The following is an 18,414-nucleotide window of genomic DNA, read 5'->3' as shown; positions in this document are numbered from 1 at the left end:
TTTCACTACGTTCACCTCACATGACTTTCCACAGACAGCAGGTATTCCTTTTGCCTAATTGTCTCTATCCTATTGTTTCTTACTTAAAAGTCTCGGAAAAACGCGCTGCTGTCTCTTCGCCATGTTCGCTCATCCAGTTCCAATCCACTTTAAGTTGTGGAATATCCTTCACATTGGCACGGTTAGTCGCTTCAATGTCTTCGCGGCCCGGGATTAGATAAGCATCTGCAACAAGCTTCTGTGCTTCATCAGACAACAAGTAGTCGATAAACGCTTTGGCATTCTCTACATTCGGACTGGATTTCAGAATTGCTGCCGGTCTTGGGCTGATTACCGTGCCTTCCTCAGGGTACACGATATCCAGTGGTTCACCTTTTGCCTTGGAGGAATACGCCATGTAATCCACACCTGCAGCTACGATGCTTTTGGCACCCGTAATGACCGGATCAAGGGCTTCCTGATTGGCTCCTGCCATCGCTACACCATTGGCTTTATAGGCACTCAGCAGATCCCAACCTTTTTCACCATTCGCACTCAGGTATCCTGTGATGAAGTCGAGTGCTGAGCCTGATAATGTAGGGTCGGGAATGTTCACTACATCTTTCCATGCAGGCGTAGCAAGATCTGCCCAACTTGTTGGGGGTGTAGATACCAGTTTGGTGTTATACACAATACCCAGTGCGGAAGCACTGCTGCTAAAATAGTTGCCCTCTGCATCCGACCAGTCCTTGTTCAGCTTGTTTGCATTGGCTGCTTCAGGGTATGGCATCGTCAGTCCATCCGCTTTCAGAGCCTGTGCTGATGGTAAAGAGGCCAGGATTACAACGTCTGCCACCGGATTGGATTTCTCAGCTTCCATACGAGCCAGAATTTTGCCTGTCGTTCCCTGGAACATCTCAACTTCGATCCCTGTTTTGTCTGTAAATCCGCTCACGATGTTATCGGCCAGCTTCTGTGGGCCAGCACTGTACAGTACCAACTTGCCGCCAGCCGGTTTCGTTGTTTCTGCCGCTGCTGCTGTGTTTCCTTCACTTGCGGGTTGCGCCGCATTTCCTGTGGCCGAGTTCCCTGTACTACATCCGAACAAACTGATACTCATAACCGCCGTTAATAACAGCATTGCGCTCTTTTTTCGTGTTTTCATCCCCAACATATTCATCCATCTCCCCTGGTTTCTTATAAAATGTGTAATCCTGCTTCCAACTGTGCTCGTTCAACAATTTAATATGCCACTGCGATTGCTTCGTTCTGTTTCATACTTGGGTGGTCATAACCATCCATGCGGCATATCCGCTCGGGAGCAACATAGAGCTGAACTCTCTCCCCTACGCGTACTCTTTGGTTCATATAGGCTGTCCATACGCCCAGCCCTTCCATCTGCATCTGCACCCGCACTTCGTAGCGTTCACCTACATAGCTGACGCTGAGTACAGTTCCCGGATAACACAGATCATCATGACCTGTTTTGTTCCAGGTGACATGCTCTGGTCGCACCATCGATTGATTAGGCGTGAGCCAGTTGGACTTTCCGATAAACGAAGCAACATACGGATCACTTGGTGCCGAGTAGATCGTTTCCGGGCTTCCCTTTTGCAATATCCGTCCCTTCTGCATCACCACAATCTCATCCGACATCGACATCGCTTCAATCTGATCATGTGTGACGTACAGCGCAGTCAATCCCATGTCCCGAACCAGTGACATCATCTCAATACGCATCTCTTCCCGAAGTACAGCATCCAGTGCACTTAGTGGCTCATCGAACAGGATCACACCAGGTCTGACCGCTACGGCTCTGGCAAAAGCAACCCGTTGCTGCTGTCCACCAGACAGCTGATGAGGATATCGATCTTCCATGCCTTGCAGGCGAACCATGCCAAGTGCTTCGTTCACCTTTTGCCGCAGATCAGATTTCTGTTTTCCGGCCTTCAGGCCAAACGCTACATTTTCGTATACGGTCATATGCGGCCATAATGCAAAATCCTGAAACACCATGCCCAGATTACGCTTGTGTGTTGGTATATCAATCCGCTTCGCCGCAGAGTAGATACACTGACCATCTGCACGAATCTCCCCCGCGTCCGGCTGTTCCAGCCCGGCCAACATGCGGAGCAGTGTTGTTTTGCCACAGCCTGATGGGCCGAGCAGTGTCGTGAACTTTCCATGTTCAAGCGTTAGATCTGTTGGCAGCAGTGCGGGTGTTTGATTAAATGATTTTTGAATTCCCGTCATCTCTAATTTCATAAGCATCCCTGCCTGTCTTCTGTTACTTGATCTCTTTTGTTACTTAATCTCTTGCACTGTTCTCAGTCTAACGTCCGCTTTCGCGAGTTGTATGTCTTGTATGTAAAATTGGAATTAACTTTTTAGATGAATTCTGTTGATGTTCATAGATTAAATCTATAGTAGGTGAACTAAATTAATTTTCATGTTTTCGCTTCGATTACAGCACCATCTTCCGATCGCTGTTATCCCCAGATTTCATATACTCCCTTTTTAAAGGGAGAAATCCGGGGATAAAGGCGAACGCTTCGCTTCTTCAGATTGGTTCTGTACTCTCCGTCTTTATGAAAAACATTAGATCATCTTATATATTGGGGTTAGTAGAAGTGAGAGGAGTGTTGAGACATTGAATCTGATCAAACTGCAAATTGTTGAGCTGATCGACAAGCATCATCACATGACAAGCGTAGCCGAGTTACTGGGGATCAAACAACCAACCGTTACATTTCATATGAAGTCATTGGAGGAAGAGATGGGCGTGCGATTATTCGAATCACGCAGTGGCAAGACCTTTCTAACTGAGGCCGGACAAGCCCTGCTCCACTATTCCGTCAAAATCAATGCTCTAACCCAAGAGGCAAGGCGGGTAGTGAAAGAATATGACAGTCTCTATCGGGGCACCCTGCACATTGGGGCAAGCTATGTACCGGCTACATATCTGTTGCCCAGCATACTCAACACCTTTTCTCAGGAGTTCCCGGGCATTCGTATCGTCCTATCCGTCAAACCATCACCTGTTATTCGCGAGATGTTAATTCGGCATCAGATTGATCTGGGGGTGATCTCTTCCGAGCCATTTGTTGGACCCGCCCTGCAAGCTGAGACGCTGTGTGAAGACGACTTAGTATTGATCTGTTCTCCACAACATGGGTTGGCCCAGAAGGATGCATTAACACCTGATCATATCGCGCAGATTCCTTTTGCCTTACATGGCAATGAATCCAGTACTCGACGGTTAACCAATCAATGGCTTGCGCAACATGACATTCGTTTGAGGAGTACCGTGGAGATGGATTCCCTGGAAGCGATCAAACAGCTCGTGTTAATCGGGGGGCATGTCTCATTCATGTCTCGGATGGCGGTACAGTGGGAGGAACAGCACGGGCTCATTCAAGTTCTTCCCATTCCCGGAGAGCAAGCGCCGCGCCATATCTCTACGGTACATAACAAGGACCGCCACCCTTCCGTTCAGGTAAACCGCTTCAAAGAAGTGCTTCGAAAGGTGAGTCACGGCTCCCCCATTTTCCATGGCAGATTGCCCTGATCCGCTATAAACTATCGTTTACCATTCATCAAATCTATGCAGGATTAACGCAATGTGCGCTCCCCTTTAATCGCTTTCATATATTCGGGCGATAAAGTGAGTCTGTACGTTAATCCAGATTAGGAGAGTGATTGGTTTTGAAAAAGTGGAAAAAGGTAACCGCCTCATTGATGCTGAGCATCGTAACATTGGGAAGTGGAATGACATTTCTGGGAGCACCCCAGGCTTCAGCTGCTGCCAATGCCGTTCCTGCTTATGAAGTAAAGTTTCCGGCCAAGCCGGAACTTGTATTGAATATAGATGGGACACCACGCAGTGAAGTGATTCAGACACTCGGCCTGAGTTCCACGCCAAGAAACATTAACGTAGAGTACTTCGACACCAATGCTCTCGGATTGGATCAACAAGGATGGAACGTTCGTTTTCGCAAAAAGGATGACAAAAATAACTACGAATTGACTTATAAAAAACGCTACCCTGTAATCAATGGCGACATCAACGCAGCGCTGACCCTGGCTAACCAAGAAGGATTCGACATATCAGATGATAACTACGAGGCTGAGATTGATTGGGGATACGGCAAACAGACACTGAGCTTCTCCAACACCAAAAAAGTCGATACCAAAGCGACAGGTGTTCAACTTCCTTCCCAGCAAGATGCCCTGAACATGTTACTGGACAAGCTTCCGGGCAAATTGAAGAACTGGTCTGCTTCCAACTGGGGTAAACAACAACTGACTCAATCCCGTGCATATGGCCCAATCACATTCCAACGTTATGAAGGTACATGGAATGGTCAAGAGCTTACACTCGAAGTATGGCCAATCCGTGACGCAGCAGGTACAGGTATTGAGAATATCGTAGAGGTTTCTTTCAAAACCGATGATACTGTAGCCGTATCCGGTCTGCGTACTCAACTGCTGCAATTGCTGGAGAACAAAAACTGGCTGATTCCGGCCGATGGCTTGAAGACACAGACTATTTTGGAAAGATACTAATCGCTGGCTCTAATTAAAAAGACAAGTTCCTCTTCCTGCGGATATCGTAGGAGAGGGACTTGTCTTTTTTTGTGTAGAGAACGAATTAAAATCAGTTAATTAAGTAATTCTACGTTTATCAACAGTTAAGATTTTTGCTTATCTATTTCATCTGTTCATCTCGAGTTGACTACTCACATTAAACTCTGGTTTTCTGAAAATCACCTCTTCTTATAGGTGAAAACAAAAAAGCCCTTGCTATAAGCAAAGGCTCTTCTATATGTTACTAGGAAGCGGGTGATGGGAATCGAACCCACGCTATTAGCTTGGAAGGCTAAAGTTCTACCATTGAACTACACCCGCAAATAAAAAAAAATCGGGATGACACGATTTGAACATGCGACCCCCTGGTCCCAAACCAGGTGCTCTACCAAGCTGAGCTACATCCCGATACTTATGAGAATAATGGCGCGCCCTGAGAGATTCGAACTCCCGGCCTTTTGATTCGTAGTCAAACGCTCTATCCAGCTGAGCTAAGGGCGCAAATATTGGAGCGGAAGACGGGAATCGAACCCGCGACCCTCGCCTTGGCAAGGCGATGCTCTACCGCTGAGCCACTTCCGCAAAACATATGGTGCGGTCGAGAGGACTCGAACCTCCACGGGGGGTTAGCCCACACGGACCTGAACCGTGCGCGTCTGCCAATTCCGCCACGACCGCAAAATATAATGGTGAGTCATGAAGGGCTCGAACCTTCGACACCCTGATTAAAAGTCAGGTGCTCTACCAACTGAGCTAATGACTCGTAATGAAATGGCTGGGGATATAGGATTTGAACCTATGCATGACGGAGTCAAAGTCCGTTGCCTTACCGCTTGGCTAATCCCCATTAAAAAATCATGGGGCGATCGAGGGGAATTGAACCCCCGAATGCCGGATCCACAAACCGGTGCGTTAACCACTTCGCCACGACCGCCATAGAGTAAGCCATTCATCCACTAAGAGAATCTTAGTATTACCAATTTAACTTGTAATATACATTCTATCACAAATTCATATGTAAATACTAAAAATGGTGCCGGCGAGAGGACTTGAACCCCCAACCTACTGATTACAAGTCAGTTGCTCTACCAGTTGAGCTACACCGGCACGGTGTATATTTTATTAAAAATGGCGGAACCGACGGGATTCGAACCCGCGATCTCCTGCGTGACAGGCAGGCATGTTAGGCCAACTACACCACGGTTCCATAGTACTTTCTCAAGGAAAGTATAATTGCGGGGGCAGGATTTGAACCTGCGGCCTTCGGGTTATGAGCCCGACGAGCTACCGGGCTGCTCCACCCCGCGTCGTTATAAAGTTATATGGTGGAGGCTGAGGGGATCGAACCCCCGACCCTCTGCTTGTAAGGCAGATGCTCTCCCAGCTGAGCTAAGCCTCCATAATATGACCCGTAGGGGATTCGAACCCCTGTTACCTCCGTGAAAGGGAGGTGTCTTAACCCCTTGACCAACGGGCCTTGCTAAAAAATTATCTGGCGGAGAGAGAGGGATTCGAACCCTCGAGACGCTTGTGACGCCTACACGATTTCCAATCGTGCTCCTTCGGCCAGCTCGGACACCTCTCCATATGGCTCCCCGAACAGGGCTCGAACCTGTGACAACTCGATTAACAGTCGAGTGCTCTACCAACTGAGCTATCAGGGAATGGTGGAGCCAAGCGGGATCGAACCGCTGACCTCCTGCTTGCAAGGCAGGCGCTCTCCCAGCTGAGCTATGGCCCCATACTCTGGTATATTTCTTGTTGTGGTCTTGCTATGGGCCCTGGTGGACTCGAACCACCGGCCTCACCCTTATCAGAGGTGCGCTCTAACCAACTGAGCTAAGGGCCCTTATCAATTTTCGAAAAAAAATACCCCAGTGGGGTTTCGCTTGGCGGCGTCCTACTCTCCCAGGACCCTGCGGTCCAAGTACCATCGGCGCTAGAGGGCTTAACGGTCGTGTTCGGGATGGGTACGTGTGGAACCCCTCCGCCATCGCCACCAAACGCATAGCTGTGCTTACATTTCAGAGATCGTTCTCTGAAAACTAGATTCGAAACGAAACATGCGAATTATCACTTGCTAATTGGATAAGCCCTCGACCGATTAGTACTGGTCAGCTCCATGCATTGCTGCACTTCCACCCCCAGCCTATCTACCTCGTCGTCTTCAAGGGGTCTTACATACTGGGAAATCTCATCTTGAGGGGGGCTTCACGCTTAGATGCTTTCAGCGTTTATCCCGTCCGTACATAGCTACCCAGCGGTGCTCCTGGCGGAACAACTGGTACACCAGCGGTACGTCCATCCCGGTCCTCTCGTACTAAGGACAGCTCCTCTCAAATTTCCTACGCCCACGACAGATAGGGACCGAACTGTCTCACGACGTTCTGAACCCAGCTCGCGTACCGCTTTAATGGGCGAACAGCCCAACCCTTGGGACCTACTTCAGCCCCAGGATGCGATGAGCCGACATCGAGGTGCCAAACCTCCCCGTCGATGTGGACTCTTGGGGGAGATAAGCCTGTTATCCCCAGGGTAGCTTTTATCCGTTGAGCGATGGCCCTTCCATGCGGTACCACCGGATCACTAAGCCCGACTTTCGTCCCTGCTCGACTTGTAGGTCTCGCAGTCAAGCTCCCTTATGCCTTTGCACTCTTCGAATGATTTCCAACCATTCTGAGGGAACCTTTGGGCGCCTCCGTTACTCTTTAGGAGGCGACCGCCCCAGTCAAACTGCCCACCTGACACTGTCCCCGCACCGGATTACGGTACCAGGTTAGAACCTAGATACGATCAGGGTGGTATCCCAACGTTGCCTCCACACAAGCTGGCGCTCATGCTTCAAAGGCTCCCACCTATCCTGTACAGATCGTACCCAAATTCAATATCAAGCTGCAGTAAAGCTCCATGGGGTCTTTCCGTCTTGTCGCGGGTAACCTGCATCTTCACAGGTATTAAAATTTCACCGGATCTCTCGTTGAGACAGCGCCCAAGTCGTTACGCCATTCGTGCGGGTCAGAATTTACCTGACAAGGAATTTCGCTACCTTAGGACCGTTATAGTTACGGCCGCCGTTTACTGGGGCTTCGGTTCACAGCTTCGGGATTACTCCCTAACCACTCCCCTTAACCTTCCAGCACCGGGCAGGCGTCAGCCCGTATACTTCGCCTTACGGCTTCGCACAGACCTGTGTTTTTGCTAAACAGTCGCTTGGGCCTTTTCACTGCGGCCCCCTCGTGCTATTCACACTACCGGGGCACCCCTTCTCCCGAAGTTACGGGGTCATTTTGCCGAGTTCCTTAACGAGAGTTCTTCCGCGCGCCTTAGAATACTCTTCTCGCCTACCTGTGTCGGTTTGCGGTACGGGCACCTTCACCTGGCTAGAGGCTTTTCTTGGCAGTGTGAGATCATGACCTTCGCTACTATAATTTTCGCTCCCCATCACAGCTCAGCCTTACAATGTGCGGATTTGCCTACACATCAGCCTTACTGCTTAGACGGACATCCATCAGTCCGCGTCACTACCCTACTGCGTCCCCCCATTGCTCATAACGGCTTACGGTGGTACAGGAATTTCGACCTGTTGTCCTTCGACTACGCCTTTCGGCCTCGCCTTAGGTCCCGACTTACCCTGAGCGGACGAGCCTTCCTCAGGAACCCTTAGGCTTTCGGCGGATCAGATTCTCACTGATCTTTTCGTTACTCATACCGGCATTCTCACTTGTATAATGTCCAGCGCTCCTTACGGTACACCTTCAACCCTTATACAACGCTCCCCTACCCCTGATGCAAAGCATCAAGCCATAGCTTCGGTGGTGTGTTTAGCCCCGTTACATTTTCGGCGCAGAGTCACTCGACCAGTGAGCTATTACGCACTCTTTCAATGGTGGCTGCTTCTAAGCCAACATCCTGGTTGTCTGTGCAACTCCACATCCTTTCCCACTTAACACACACTTGGGGACCTTAGCTGATGGTCTGGGCTGTTTCCCTTTTGACAATGGATCTTAGCACTCACTGTCTGACTCCCGGAAGTAAGTCTATGGCATTCGGAGTTTGACTGAGCTTGGTAACCCTTGCGGGCCCCGCACCCAATCAGTGCTCTACCTCCACGACTCTGTTTTCCGAGGCTAGCCCTAAAGCTATTTCGGGGAGAACCAGCTATCTCCGAGTTCGATTGGAATTTCTCCGCTACCCCCACCTCATCCCCGCATTTTTCAACATGCGTGGGTTCGGGCCTCCAGTGCGTGTTACCGCACCTTCACCCTGGACAGGGGTAGATCACCCGGTTTCGGGTCTACGTCCACGTACTATGTCGCCCTATTCAGACTCGCTTTCGCTGCGGCTCCGGCTCTTCACCTTAACCTTGCACGGGAACGTAACTCGCCGGTTCATTCTACAAAAGGCACGCCATCACCCCTAAAACGGGCTCTGACTTTTTGTAAGCACACGGTTTCAGGTTCTATTTCACTCCCCTTCCGGGGTGCTTTTCACCTTTCCCTCACGGTACTGCTTCACTATCGGTCGCTAGGAAGTATTTAGCCTTGGCAGATGGTCCTGCCGGATTCATACGGGGTTTCACGTGCCCCGCACTACTCGGGATCCGTCTCGGAGGGAACAGACTTTCAACTACAGGGCTTTTACCTTCTTTGGCGGGCCTTTCCAGACCTCTTCGCTTAACCGGTTCCTTTGTAACTCCATGTGAGACGTCCCACAACCCCAAAGAGCAAGCTCTCTGGTTTGGGCTTCTCCGCGTTCGCTCGCCGCTACTGACGGAATCACTATTGTTTTCTCTTCCTCAGGGTACTTAGATGTTTCAGTTCCCCTGGTATGCCTCTGCATAACCTATGTATTCAGTTATGAGTAACTGGAAATTACCCCAGCTGGGTTTCCCCATTCGGACACCCCCGGATCAAAGCTTGCTTACAGCTCCCCGAGGCAGTTTCGTTGTTCGCCACGTCCTTCATCGGCTCCTAGCGCCTAGGCATCCTCCGTGTGCTCTTAGTAGCTTAACCATTTTGTTCCGGTTTCGGTCGCTCGCTTCCCTTGTTTTGCTTGCGCAAAGCCAAAAGTCGCTCTCACCCGATACCATCACAAAAGCAATTTGACTACCGTTTTTATTGAAACTTGTTTAACACAAGTTCAGCTAAAAAGGAATGTTCTAATTCGCGTTTGTTTCGTTTCGATATCTAGTTTTCAAAGAACAAGCTCCATGCAAAAGCAAGCTGTTTTGAGAGTTTGAGCTCTCAAAACTGAGCAACGAGTGAGTTGCTTGTGCTCTTCATTTCATCCACACCGAAGTGATGGACCAAAATGAATCGCTGTCGCAGGTTCTAAGAACCTGCTTATTTGAATGTTTCCACTCGGGAAACGATTCTCCATAGAAAGGAGGTGATCCAGCCGCACCTTCCGATACGGCTACCTTGTTACGACTTCACCCCAATCATCTATCCCACCTTCGGCGGCTGGCTCCTTGCGGTTACCCCACCGACTTCGGGTGTTATAAACTCTCGTGGTGTGACGGGCGGTGTGTACAAGACCCGGGAACGTATTCACCGCGGCATGCTGATCCGCGATTACTAGCAATTCCGACTTCATGCAGGCGAGTTGCAGCCTGCAATCCGAACTGAGACCGGCTTTGTTGGGATTGGCTCCATCTCGCGATTTCGCAGCCCGTTGTACCGGCCATTGTAGTACGTGTGTAGCCCAGGTCATAAGGGGCATGATGATTTGACGTCATCCCCACCTTCCTCCGGTTTGTCACCGGCAGTCTATCTAGAGTGCCCACCCGAAGTGCTGGCAACTAAATATAAGGGTTGCGCTCGTTGCGGGACTTAACCCAACATCTCACGACACGAGCTGACGACAACCATGCACCACCTGTCTCCTCTGTCCCGAAGGAAAGATACATCTCTGTACCGGTCAGAGGGATGTCAAGACCTGGTAAGGTTCTTCGCGTTGCTTCGAATTAAACCACATACTCCACTGCTTGTGCGGGTCCCCGTCAATTCCTTTGAGTTTCAGTCTTGCGACCGTACTCCCCAGGCGGAGTGCTTAATGTGTTAACTTCGGCACCAAGGGTATCGAAACCCCTAACACCTAGCACTCATCGTTTACGGCGTGGACTACCAGGGTATCTAATCCTGTTTGCTCCCCACGCTTTCGCGCCTCAGCGTCAGTTACAGCCCAGAGAGTCGCCTTCGCCACTGGTGTTCCTCCACATATCTACGCATTTCACCGCTACACGTGGAATTCCACTCTCCTCTTCTGCACTCAAGTCACCCAGTTTCCAGTGCGATCCGGGGTTGAGCCCCGGGATTAAACACCAGACTTAAATGACCGCCTGCGCGCGCTTTACGCCCAATAATTCCGGACAACGCTTGCCCCCTACGTATTACCGCGGCTGCTGGCACGTAGTTAGCCGGGGCTTTCTTCTCAGGTACCGTCACCTTGAGAGCAGTTACTCTCCCAAGCGTTCTTCCCTGGCAACAGAGCTTTACGATCCGAAAACCTTCATCACTCACGCGGCATTGCTCCGTCAGGCTTTCGCCCATTGCGGAAGATTCCCTACTGCTGCCTCCCGTAGGAGTCTGGGCCGTGTCTCAGTCCCAGTGTGGCCGATCACCCTCTCAGGTCGGCTACGCATCGTCGCCTTGGTGAGCCGTTACCTCACCAACTAGCTAATGCGCCGCAGGCCCATCCCCAAGTGACAGATTGCTCCGTCTTTCCAGTTTCCTTCAGGCGAAGAAAACAATTATTCGGTATTAGCTACCGTTTCCGGTAGTTGTCCCAAACTTGAGGGCAGGTTGCCTACGTGTTACTCACCCGTCCGCCGCTAACCATCAGAGAAGCAAGCTTCTCTTCAAGTCCGCTCGACTTGCATGTATTAGGCATGCCGCCAGCGTTCGTCCTGAGCCAGGATCAAACTCTCCAATAAAGTATTGAAAAGAGCGATAAGCTCATTTTGAATCTGACGAGATTAAAAATCTCATTTGTGCTCCAGTCGATCCAAGCCAAGGCTTGTTTCAAACTTTCGCGTTCATTCTGCAAGCAGAATGTTTACTCACTCGTTGTTCAGTTTTCAAAGATCAAACTTGTTTCGTTACCGAATGTCGTTCTCTTCAGCAACTCTTATATAATATCATGTCCGCACCAACTTTGCAAGCTCTTTTTTTAAGTTTCTTTCGAAGCTCATTTCAACCGCTTGCCGCACCGTGTAAACCGTGTTTTCTTGGCCGGAATTAGAATATATCATGTACAGATTTCAATTGCAAGTCTTTTTTCATAAAATGATAATCAACCCACATCATCAGCACAATATGTAATGTGACGCTCCTGTACATACAAATAACTCTCAGCATCCTTATTACGGTGCTTCTAATATACATATCCATTAAACATAACCAGGGCAGCCATTTCCACTGCGATTGCAGTGAACATTTTCTTGTGACTAGCCCTAGTTTTCGGAGATCTCAGTTTTCTTTCCTTCTATAATAAATAAGAAAGTCTATTCCTTTGGTACAGCTTACACATTCCGTTTCACTTCTCAGTGCTTACAATATGCGCTTACCAAGTAACGAAGCAATCAGTTCCACGCCAAGTCGTGCCGTATGTCTATTTTGATCAAACAACGGATTCACCTCAACCAGTTCCATCGACGTAACTTGATTTGTGGAAGCAAGTATCTCCAATGCATAATGTGCCTCTCGGTAATTCAGACCACCCGGTACTGGGGTGCCCACACCCGGAGCTTCCCGTGGATCCAGACAATCCATGTCGAAGCTGACATGAATACCATCTGTCCCTTTATCCGCTGTAGCTATTGCTTCCTCAATAACTTGCTTTATTCCCATACGGTCAATATCATGCATCGTAAATGCTCGGATACCCAGTCCCTTAATCTGCTCTTTCTCATACTCATCCAAATCACGCAGACCAATATAGACTAAGTTGGACGGATCAATAAACGCGCCTGCTCCAGCAATGTGCGATAGATTGAATGCAGTATGCCCCAAGGATGCAGCCACACTCATGCCATGCATATTACCAGACAAGCTCCGTTCTTCCGTATTCAAGTCTGCATGCGCATCAAACCAGATCACACCCAAATTCGAATAGTGCGCTGTTAGCCCGGCAATAGTACCAATCGCTACACTATGATCTCCCCCAAGCACAAGTGGGAAAGCCCCCTCCTCTACTGCACCTGATACTTCACTACACACCTTCTCACTGACCTGACGTACCTCATTTAAGTGTTTTACACGATTTCGCTCAATAGGAGCAACAGGTTCAGAAGGACAATCTACCCGCACTTCTTTGGAAAGCACTAGCCCAAGACTCGCAATCTCCCGCTTAAGCCCAGCTGTAATCAATTCATCAGGCCCCAACTCTGCTCCACCTCTTGCTCCACCGAGTCCAAAAGGAACTTTAATGATAGCAATATCACGTCGCACAGATGTTTGACTTGTATCAATAGGAGTATCTTTTATTTCACCATGTACATCATCATCATTTTTCATGTAGGTCAGCTCCCTCATTGTTGATCAATACCTGCTCAATTCTCTCCAGTGCCCAGTCAATCTCAGACTCTTTAATCGTCAATGGTGGAGCAAATCGAATGGTTGTCTCATGGGTTTCTTTACACAGCAGTCCAGTAGACATCAAACGCTCACAATAGGGACGGGCTGATTCATACAGTTCAACACCAATAAATAAACCTTTCCCCCGAATATCCCGTATGGCTGAACTGTGGATACCTCGAAGTCTTTTCATAAAATAGTTCCCCAGACGCTCCGATCGCTCGGCAAGCTTCTCATCTTCAAGAACTTTCAGAGCTGCTATAGCCACGGCGCAAGCGAGTGGGTTACCCCCAAACGTAGAACCATGAGACCCCGGCTCAAACAAATCAAGTATCTCCGAATCAGCAGCGATAGCCGAGATGGGCATGACTCCTCCCCCCAACGCTTTGCCCATAATCCAGATGTCTGGTTCAACACCTTCCCAGTCGGAGGCAAAACGGCGACCCGTTCTTCCAAATCCGGTCTGGATCTCATCAGATACAGTCAACACCTGCTGGCTCTTACACAGAGCAAAAGCTTCAGCCAAATATCCATCAGGCGGGATAACGATTCCAGCTTCGCCCTGAATAGGCTCTACAAGAAAACCAGCCGTATTTGGCGTAATGGCCTTTTTCAGCGCTTCTATATCTCCATAGGGAATAATCCGGAATCCAGGTGTGAACGGTCCAAAATCTTTTTTATACTCCGCTGAAGAAGAAAAGGACGTAACCGTCAGAGTTCTTCCATGAAAGTTACCAGAGCATACGATAATCTCGGCTTGATTCTCCGGTACACCTTTGCAACGATAAGCCCATCTACGTACCGCCTTCACCGCAGTCTCCACCGCTTCCGCTCCTGTATTCATGGCGAGAATCTTCGATTTCCCCGTGAATTGTGAGAGTTTCTGATAAAAAAGAGAAGCGGAGCTGCTGTGGAATGCCCGTGATGTCAGCGTAACCTGATCTGCCTGATCCTTGAGCGCCTGTATGATCACAGGATGTCTATGACCATGATTCAATGCAGAGTATGCACTTAACATATCCATATAACGGCGGCCTTCGGGGTCTTCCACCCATACCCCTTCCGCCTGTTCAATAACAATAGGGAGCGGATGATAATTAGGTGCAGCATAACGCTCCGACCAATCCATTAACATTTTGGAATCTGACATACACACCCAACACCTTTCCAAAATATTGTATACAAAATACAATAACAATGTATGCGATGCCATCGCCATTTACGACTACATCTCTCTTTTTCCACTCCAGCCTACTCCAAGCCTTTCTCGAATCCAATCCTATATCAATAGTTAGCGAGAAATAGACAGTCTACGTTCCAACCAAGAGAGTAAATTAGCCAGTGTAAATGTGATTATAAAATAGAGGCCGGCGGCAACAAGCAGCGGAGCAAGCGGCTGGAACGTAACACCCTGAATCGTTCTGGCCGTGTATATAATCTCGGCTATGCCGATCATGGAGACAAGCGAAGAATCTTTAATGATAATAATGAATTCATTACCGATGGCTGGAAGCATGTTACGAAAAGCCTGCGGCAGTATAATATAACGAAGTGTCATACCATTTGTCATACCGAGGGAGCGCGAAGCTTCGGTCTGTCCTTTATCAATCGCTTGAATCCCGGCCCTGAACACCTCCGCCATATAAGCCGAGCTATTCATCGTCAGAGCTACCACCCCCGACATAAATGCCGGTAAGTTCACACCTATAACCGTCAGACCATAATGAATAATAAGAATCTGTACGAGCATTGGTGTTCCTCGAATGAGTTCAATATACGCCGATGCCACCAATTTAATTGGCCATATTCGGGATAATCGCATTAATGCCATGATCACACCAAGTAACGTCCCAAACAGAACACCGAAGAAGGAAAGCTCAAGCGTGACCCACGCACTTCGTGCATAATCCTGCCAATGTTCTAATAGAAAGGAAAAATCTAAATTCACGGCATATCCCTCACTCGTCCGGTTTATTCACCGAGCATCTCATTCGCTTCAACGACGAACCGTTCAATATCTCCGTTTGTTTTGAGCTTTTCCAATGTAGTGTTGATCTGATCCAGCAACTTCTGATTACCTTTCTTCACCGCGATGGCCGAACCACCCTCGTCTTCAGCCTGTTCAATCTTCACACCTGCAACAACAAGCCCCTCTTGGTTTTTCACATACTGTTCAGCCACCGGCTTCTCCAGGATGAGTGCGTCTACACGCCCCGTCTGCAGCTCCAGAATCAGTTCAGGTATTTTGGCCAGAGAAGTGAGCTTTGCCCCCTCTATTTCCTGAGCAATCCCTTCCTGAATGGAACTCTTTTGCACGCCAACCTGCTTGCCTGATAGATCACCTATGGACTTTACTGCGGTATCTCCCCCTCCTCTAACAAGTACAGCCTGCTCTGCATAATAGTAGATATCCGTAAAATCAACATTCTTCTTTCGTTCTTCGGTAGGGGTTAAGCCTGATATTACAAAATCAACCTTATCTGTACCGAGAGCCATAAGAAGGCCATCAAAGTCCATGTCCTCAATCTTCAGCTCGGCTCCCAGATCAGCCGCAATGGCTTTGGCAATCTCGATGTCAAAACCTACAATAATATCTTTACCATCGATTTTCTTATGAAATTCATAGGGTGCATAGTCCGCACTGGTTCCAAGTACAATTACTTCCTTTTCCGCAGAGCTACTGCCCGAAGACGAAGTAGCGTCTGATCCGGTTCCTGTCGTTTTTTCCTGCCCACATGCGGACATGAATACAACCACTAACAGCAGAATCATTGGCAACAATACTTTTCTCACACAGCATACCCCTATTCTTTTTTGGACTTAGTAGCTTAATGATAAATTTGTATACAATATACATAAGACAATATATGGACTTATATGTAAGTAATACTAACAAATAAATCGGTTTATCACAATCATTATTTAAACATTTATACGCTTTAATTCCATAAAATGTGCTATATATGACACGGCATTTACATCGGCTGAAACATGAAGTTTGCTTGCCCAACTTCCCCCTCGGTGTTAAGATGATAAAAACTTGAAACTCCTGAACGGCGCGTACAGCACAGCCTCACACCCATCTATTTATTCACTATACATAGAAAGGAGGATTCGGTATGGAGGTACCCAAATACCGGTCCTTGAAAGATCACGTATACGATTACATTGCCCAGAAGATTCAAGACGGGACGTTACTTCCCAACCAGAAGATCAACGAGGCCGAGATATGCAAAAAGCTGGACATCAGTCGCACACCTACTCGGGAAGCCCTTTTCCAGCTGGCTTCAGACAATCTGCTGCAATACATCCCACGCAGGGGATTTATTGTCACTCCTTTTGATGCAGGCAAAAAACTGGAGTTTTCCCAAGCAATCGGTGTGCTGGAGGCACTTGCTGCCACACTTGCAGCAGACCATCTCAGACCATCTGAACTTTTGGAGATGGAGACTCTGGTTGTTCGAATGGACGAGGATATCAGCCAGCTTGATCTTGCTGCCTACAACAAAAACCAGTATCAGTTCCATAATCTGTACATTCAGCGATGTGGTAACGCTACAGTCATTGAGATGTTAAATACATTGAAAAACAGTTTCATCCGCCAGTCGTATGTTAGTGATAATAAACCAAAGCTATCTGAGGTACTGTTGGAAGTTAATGAAGAGCACCGACAAATTTTAAGTGCTTTTCGAGCCAAAGATAAGAACCAACTGGAAGCCCTACTCAAACACCATTGGCGGATTATCGACAACGATATGCTGTAGTACGTGCTGTCGAAACAAACCAAAGGCAACCCACACGATTGTGTGAGTTGTCTTTTTCCTATTTTTCGTTTTTGACCTCCAACGGTGCTTTAGCCGCAAAAACAGCATATCCCAACTTATTGCCGTATTTCGCGAGCAAACGATCATTGGTTTGACTCATTCGCTGCATACGTTCATCCTCAAACCAATTCATATCGATCTCGCGATGCGGATCATGATCAACGCCCCATTTTCCCATGGATCGCGAATGTTCTTTGACTTCAACCTTGGTGAAACCACACTGTTTGAGGCGTTTTCTCCATGCTGTGGCCGTTACCAGGGTTCGTATACCGTAAAATTGCTTTAACCTGCGACACATCAATTCGGTCTTCTGGCCTGATAAAACCATCTCCCGATCCACCAAAAGTCCACCGGGCTTCAACACTCTTCTATACTCAGCAAATGCACTCCGCCATGGGGTAAAGATCGTAACCGACTCCACGAATACCATATCAAAATGATCTTCCGGGAAAGGTAACGATGCTACATCAGCCTGAACAAAACGAACATCCACCCGCTCTCGTCTTGCTCGCCGAACGGCCTTATCCAGCATCTGACGATTAAGATCAATCGCTGTTACTTGATAACCCCTTTTAGCCAAATAACACGCAGTCCTCCCAGTGCCACATCCAATCTCAAGGATATGACTATCCACAGGCAGAGATAAACTCTCCAGCAACTTCAGCGTTGCCAAAAATCCTCCGGGATGGGCACTCCCCTCCCCTAACCGAGCCAGCATGTCATGATAATCCATGCAACATCCCCTCCTCACTCCTCCCAGTGTATGGAATAGACTCAAAAACGGCTCCTCCCTATTCGATTTACCGGGTACTCGTCCATACCAAATCCTCTTTTATTTACTATGATATACAAACCGTTGAATTCAAGCGGCAACCGCATCTAATGAGGAGGATATGCATGTACAGAATTAATCGGGTATGTGAGGAAACGGTTTCTCCGCACGTTGGACGTTCCGTTTGTCTTGTTATGAAAGACGGTAAGCATATGTATGGTACGCTTAGCCAATGTCGTGATGGCAAAGTATATTTGAACGGATGTTTCGAAGGACCACGGCTATGTTCAGTCAAATCCAAACAACAGCTGGTAAAAGGCAGCAAGAAAAACGCTGTTGCATCAAAGAAAGTTAAATCTTCGGCCTATGGTCCATATGGTTACGGAGGATACGGTGGGGGTTACGGCTATGGAGCGGGAATCGATCTGGCTCTGGTAGCAACATTGTTTCTGCTGCCATTCCTGTTCATCTAAATTCCAATCTGATCGTGGTAAAATTGTAGTCATAACAAAGACCCTTTTTGCTTATAGCGAAAAGGGTCTTTATCTTTTTCATACAATTCACGTCAATTACACTATATTTTCTGTTAAAAAATGATACAAAAAAAGGCATTCGCCAAAACGAATGCCGGGAACTTCATATTTAATACCCTTACCTTCGCACAGGGTGTCTATTT

The 18,414-nt window shown here is 48.1% G+C and carries 11 protein-coding genes, 17 tRNA genes and 3 rRNA genes; 4 read left to right on the top strand and 27 right to left on the bottom strand.

The window, feature by feature from the left end; genetic code table 11:
- Positions 1–79: 79 nt before the first annotated feature.
- Together ACETMN_RS01895 and ACETMN_RS01890 are read right to left on the bottom strand one after the other, a co-directional pair.
- A complete protein-coding gene (locus tag ACETMN_RS01895) occupies positions 80–1,153 on the bottom strand; it encodes an ABC transporter substrate-binding protein (protein WP_411735693.1) in 1,074 nt (357 codons plus the stop codon).
- A 68-nt stretch (positions 1,154–1,221) separates the two neighbouring features.
- Positions 1,222–2,244 (bottom strand): ABC transporter ATP-binding protein, encoded by a 1,023-nt coding sequence (locus tag ACETMN_RS01890; RefSeq protein WP_411736390.1) that lies wholly within the window; start codon positions 2,242–2,244, stop codon positions 1,222–1,224.
- A gap of 385 nt (positions 2,245–2,629) precedes the next feature.
- Between ACETMN_RS01890 and ACETMN_RS01885 the strand changes: the two genes are divergently transcribed.
- Both ACETMN_RS01885 and ACETMN_RS01880 read left to right on the top strand, forming a co-directional pair.
- A complete protein-coding gene (locus tag ACETMN_RS01885) occupies positions 2,630–3,547 on the top strand; it encodes a LysR family transcriptional regulator (RefSeq protein WP_411735692.1) in 918 nt (305 codons plus the stop codon).
- Positions 3,548–3,684: 137 nt separating this feature from the next.
- The gene (locus ACETMN_RS01880; RefSeq protein WP_411735691.1) at positions 3,685–4,545 is read left to right on the top strand and encodes a hypothetical protein; all 861 of its coding nucleotides are present in this window, start codon (positions 3,685–3,687) and stop codon (positions 4,543–4,545) included.
- Positions 4,546–4,816: 271 nt separating this feature from the next.
- Here the strand turns inward: ACETMN_RS01880 and ACETMN_RS01875 are convergent.
- The 24 genes from ACETMN_RS01875 to ACETMN_RS01760 all read right to left on the bottom strand — a co-directional run bounded on the left by ACETMN_RS01875 (position 4,817) and on the right by ACETMN_RS01760 (position 15,935).
- Positions 4,817–4,887 (bottom strand) — tRNA-Gly (locus ACETMN_RS01875).
- Between the two features lie 13 nt (positions 4,888–4,900).
- Positions 4,901–4,974: transfer RNA gene (locus tag ACETMN_RS01870), tRNA-Pro, on the bottom strand.
- 16 nt (positions 4,975–4,990) lie between these two features.
- Positions 4,991–5,067: transfer RNA gene (locus tag ACETMN_RS01865), tRNA-Arg, on the bottom strand.
- A gap of 6 nt (positions 5,068–5,073) precedes the next feature.
- A tRNA-Gly gene (locus ACETMN_RS01860) sits at positions 5,074–5,148 on the bottom strand.
- A gap of 8 nt (positions 5,149–5,156) precedes the next feature.
- Positions 5,157–5,244 (bottom strand) — tRNA-Leu (locus ACETMN_RS01855).
- A gap of 9 nt (positions 5,245–5,253) precedes the next feature.
- Positions 5,254–5,329, bottom strand: a tRNA-Lys gene (locus ACETMN_RS01850).
- A gap of 9 nt (positions 5,330–5,338) precedes the next feature.
- Positions 5,339–5,413 (bottom strand) — tRNA-Gln (locus ACETMN_RS01845).
- 11 nt (positions 5,414–5,424) lie between these two features.
- A tRNA-His gene (locus tag ACETMN_RS01840) sits at positions 5,425–5,500 on the bottom strand.
- A gap of 97 nt (positions 5,501–5,597) precedes the next feature.
- Positions 5,598–5,673: transfer RNA gene (locus tag ACETMN_RS01835), tRNA-Thr, on the bottom strand.
- A gap of 22 nt (positions 5,674–5,695) precedes the next feature.
- Positions 5,696–5,773 (bottom strand) — tRNA-Asp (locus ACETMN_RS01830).
- 26 nt (positions 5,774–5,799) lie between these two features.
- Positions 5,800–5,873: transfer RNA gene (locus tag ACETMN_RS01825), tRNA-Met, on the bottom strand.
- Between the two features lie 16 nt (positions 5,874–5,889).
- Positions 5,890–5,965, bottom strand: a tRNA-Val gene (locus tag ACETMN_RS01820).
- A 6-nt stretch (positions 5,966–5,971) separates the two neighbouring features.
- A tRNA-Glu gene (locus ACETMN_RS01815) sits at positions 5,972–6,043 on the bottom strand.
- A 16-nt stretch (positions 6,044–6,059) separates the two neighbouring features.
- A tRNA-Ser gene (locus ACETMN_RS01810) sits at positions 6,060–6,151 on the bottom strand.
- A 3-nt stretch (positions 6,152–6,154) separates the two neighbouring features.
- Positions 6,155–6,230: transfer RNA gene (locus ACETMN_RS01805), tRNA-Asn, on the bottom strand.
- 1 nt (position 6,231) lies between these two features.
- Positions 6,232–6,307, bottom strand: a tRNA-Ala gene (locus ACETMN_RS01800).
- Positions 6,308–6,341: 34 nt separating this feature from the next.
- A tRNA-Ile gene (locus tag ACETMN_RS01795) sits at positions 6,342–6,415 on the bottom strand.
- 38 nt (positions 6,416–6,453) lie between these two features.
- Positions 6,454–6,570: ribosomal RNA gene (rrf, locus tag ACETMN_RS01790) — 5S ribosomal RNA — on the bottom strand.
- Between the two features lie 80 nt (positions 6,571–6,650).
- A 23S ribosomal RNA gene (locus ACETMN_RS01785) occupies positions 6,651–9,578 on the bottom strand.
- Between the two features lie 369 nt (positions 9,579–9,947).
- Positions 9,948–11,500 (bottom strand): 16S ribosomal RNA (locus ACETMN_RS01780).
- The 16S, 23S and 5S rRNA genes sit together here with 17 tRNA genes alongside, the layout of an rRNA operon.
- 616 nt (positions 11,501–12,116) lie before the next feature.
- A complete protein-coding gene (gene rocF / locus ACETMN_RS01775) occupies positions 12,117–13,082 on the bottom strand; it encodes an arginase (RefSeq protein ID WP_091019865.1) in 966 nt (321 codons plus the stop codon).
- The gene (locus ACETMN_RS01770; protein WP_091019864.1) at positions 13,072–14,292 is read right to left on the bottom strand and encodes an ornithine--oxo-acid transaminase; all 1,221 of its coding nucleotides are present in this window, start codon (positions 14,290–14,292) and stop codon (positions 13,072–13,074) included. Before ACETMN_RS01770 ends, rocF begins: the two co-directional genes overlap by 11 nt.
- 141 nt (positions 14,293–14,433) lie before the next feature.
- Complete coding sequence (locus ACETMN_RS01765) at positions 14,434–15,090, bottom strand: amino acid ABC transporter permease (RefSeq protein WP_091019862.1); 657 nt, start codon at positions 15,088–15,090, stop codon at positions 14,434–14,436.
- Between the two features lie 23 nt (positions 15,091–15,113).
- Positions 15,114–15,935 (bottom strand): transporter substrate-binding domain-containing protein, encoded by an 822-nt coding sequence (locus ACETMN_RS01760; RefSeq protein WP_091019860.1) that lies wholly within the window; start codon positions 15,933–15,935, stop codon positions 15,114–15,116.
- Positions 15,936–16,261: 326 nt separating this feature from the next.
- On the opposite strand from ACETMN_RS01760, the gene ACETMN_RS01755 reads away from it, so the two are divergent.
- On the top strand, positions 16,262–16,906 hold the full coding sequence (locus ACETMN_RS01755) for a GntR family transcriptional regulator (protein WP_036671927.1): 645 nt from the start codon (positions 16,262–16,264) through the stop codon (positions 16,904–16,906).
- A gap of 58 nt (positions 16,907–16,964) precedes the next feature.
- On the opposite strand, the gene ACETMN_RS01750 is transcribed toward ACETMN_RS01755, so the two are convergent.
- Positions 16,965–17,699: a class I SAM-dependent methyltransferase gene (locus ACETMN_RS01750; RefSeq protein ID WP_091019858.1), complete on the bottom strand. Its 735-nt coding sequence runs from the start codon at positions 17,697–17,699 to the stop codon at positions 16,965–16,967.
- Between the two features lie 164 nt (positions 17,700–17,863).
- On the opposite strand from ACETMN_RS01750, the gene ACETMN_RS01745 reads away from it, so the two are divergent.
- Positions 17,864–18,211: a hypothetical protein gene (locus ACETMN_RS01745; protein WP_091019856.1), complete on the top strand. Its 348-nt coding sequence runs from the start codon at positions 17,864–17,866 to the stop codon at positions 18,209–18,211.
- Positions 18,212–18,414 lie beyond the last annotated feature (203 nt).

Source organism: Paenibacillus sp. M2 (genome assembly GCF_046713495.1).
Lineage (GTDB): Bacteria > Bacillota > Bacilli > Paenibacillales > Paenibacillaceae > Paenibacillus > Paenibacillus amylolyticus_B.
This window is presented reverse-complemented; position numbering and strand designations above follow the sequence as displayed.

Excerpts from the sequence above, each read along its gene's own strand:
- ACETMN_RS01890 (WP_411736390.1), bottom strand. The coding sequence starts at position 2,244 with ATGAAATTAGAGATGACGGGAATTCAAAAATCATTTAATCAAACACCC.
- ACETMN_RS01770 (WP_091019864.1), bottom strand. The coding sequence starts at position 14,292 with ATGTCAGATTCCAAAATGTTAATGGATTGGTCGGAGCGTTATGCTGCA.
- ACETMN_RS01745 (WP_091019856.1), top strand. The coding sequence starts at position 17,864 with ATGTACAGAATTAATCGGGTATGTGAGGAAACGGTTTCTCCGCACGTT.
- ACETMN_RS01895 (WP_411735693.1), bottom strand. The coding sequence starts at position 1,153 with ATGTTGGGGATGAAAACACGAAAAAAGAGCGCAATGCTGTTATTAACG.
- rocF (WP_091019865.1), bottom strand. The coding sequence starts at position 13,082 with ATGAAAAATGATGATGATGTACATGGTGAAATAAAAGATACTCCTATT.
- ACETMN_RS01750 (WP_091019858.1), bottom strand. The coding sequence starts at position 17,699 with ATGGATTATCATGACATGCTGGCTCGGTTAGGGGAGGGGAGTGCCCAT.
- ACETMN_RS01755 (WP_036671927.1), top strand. The coding sequence starts at position 16,262 with ATGGAGGTACCCAAATACCGGTCCTTGAAAGATCACGTATACGATTAC.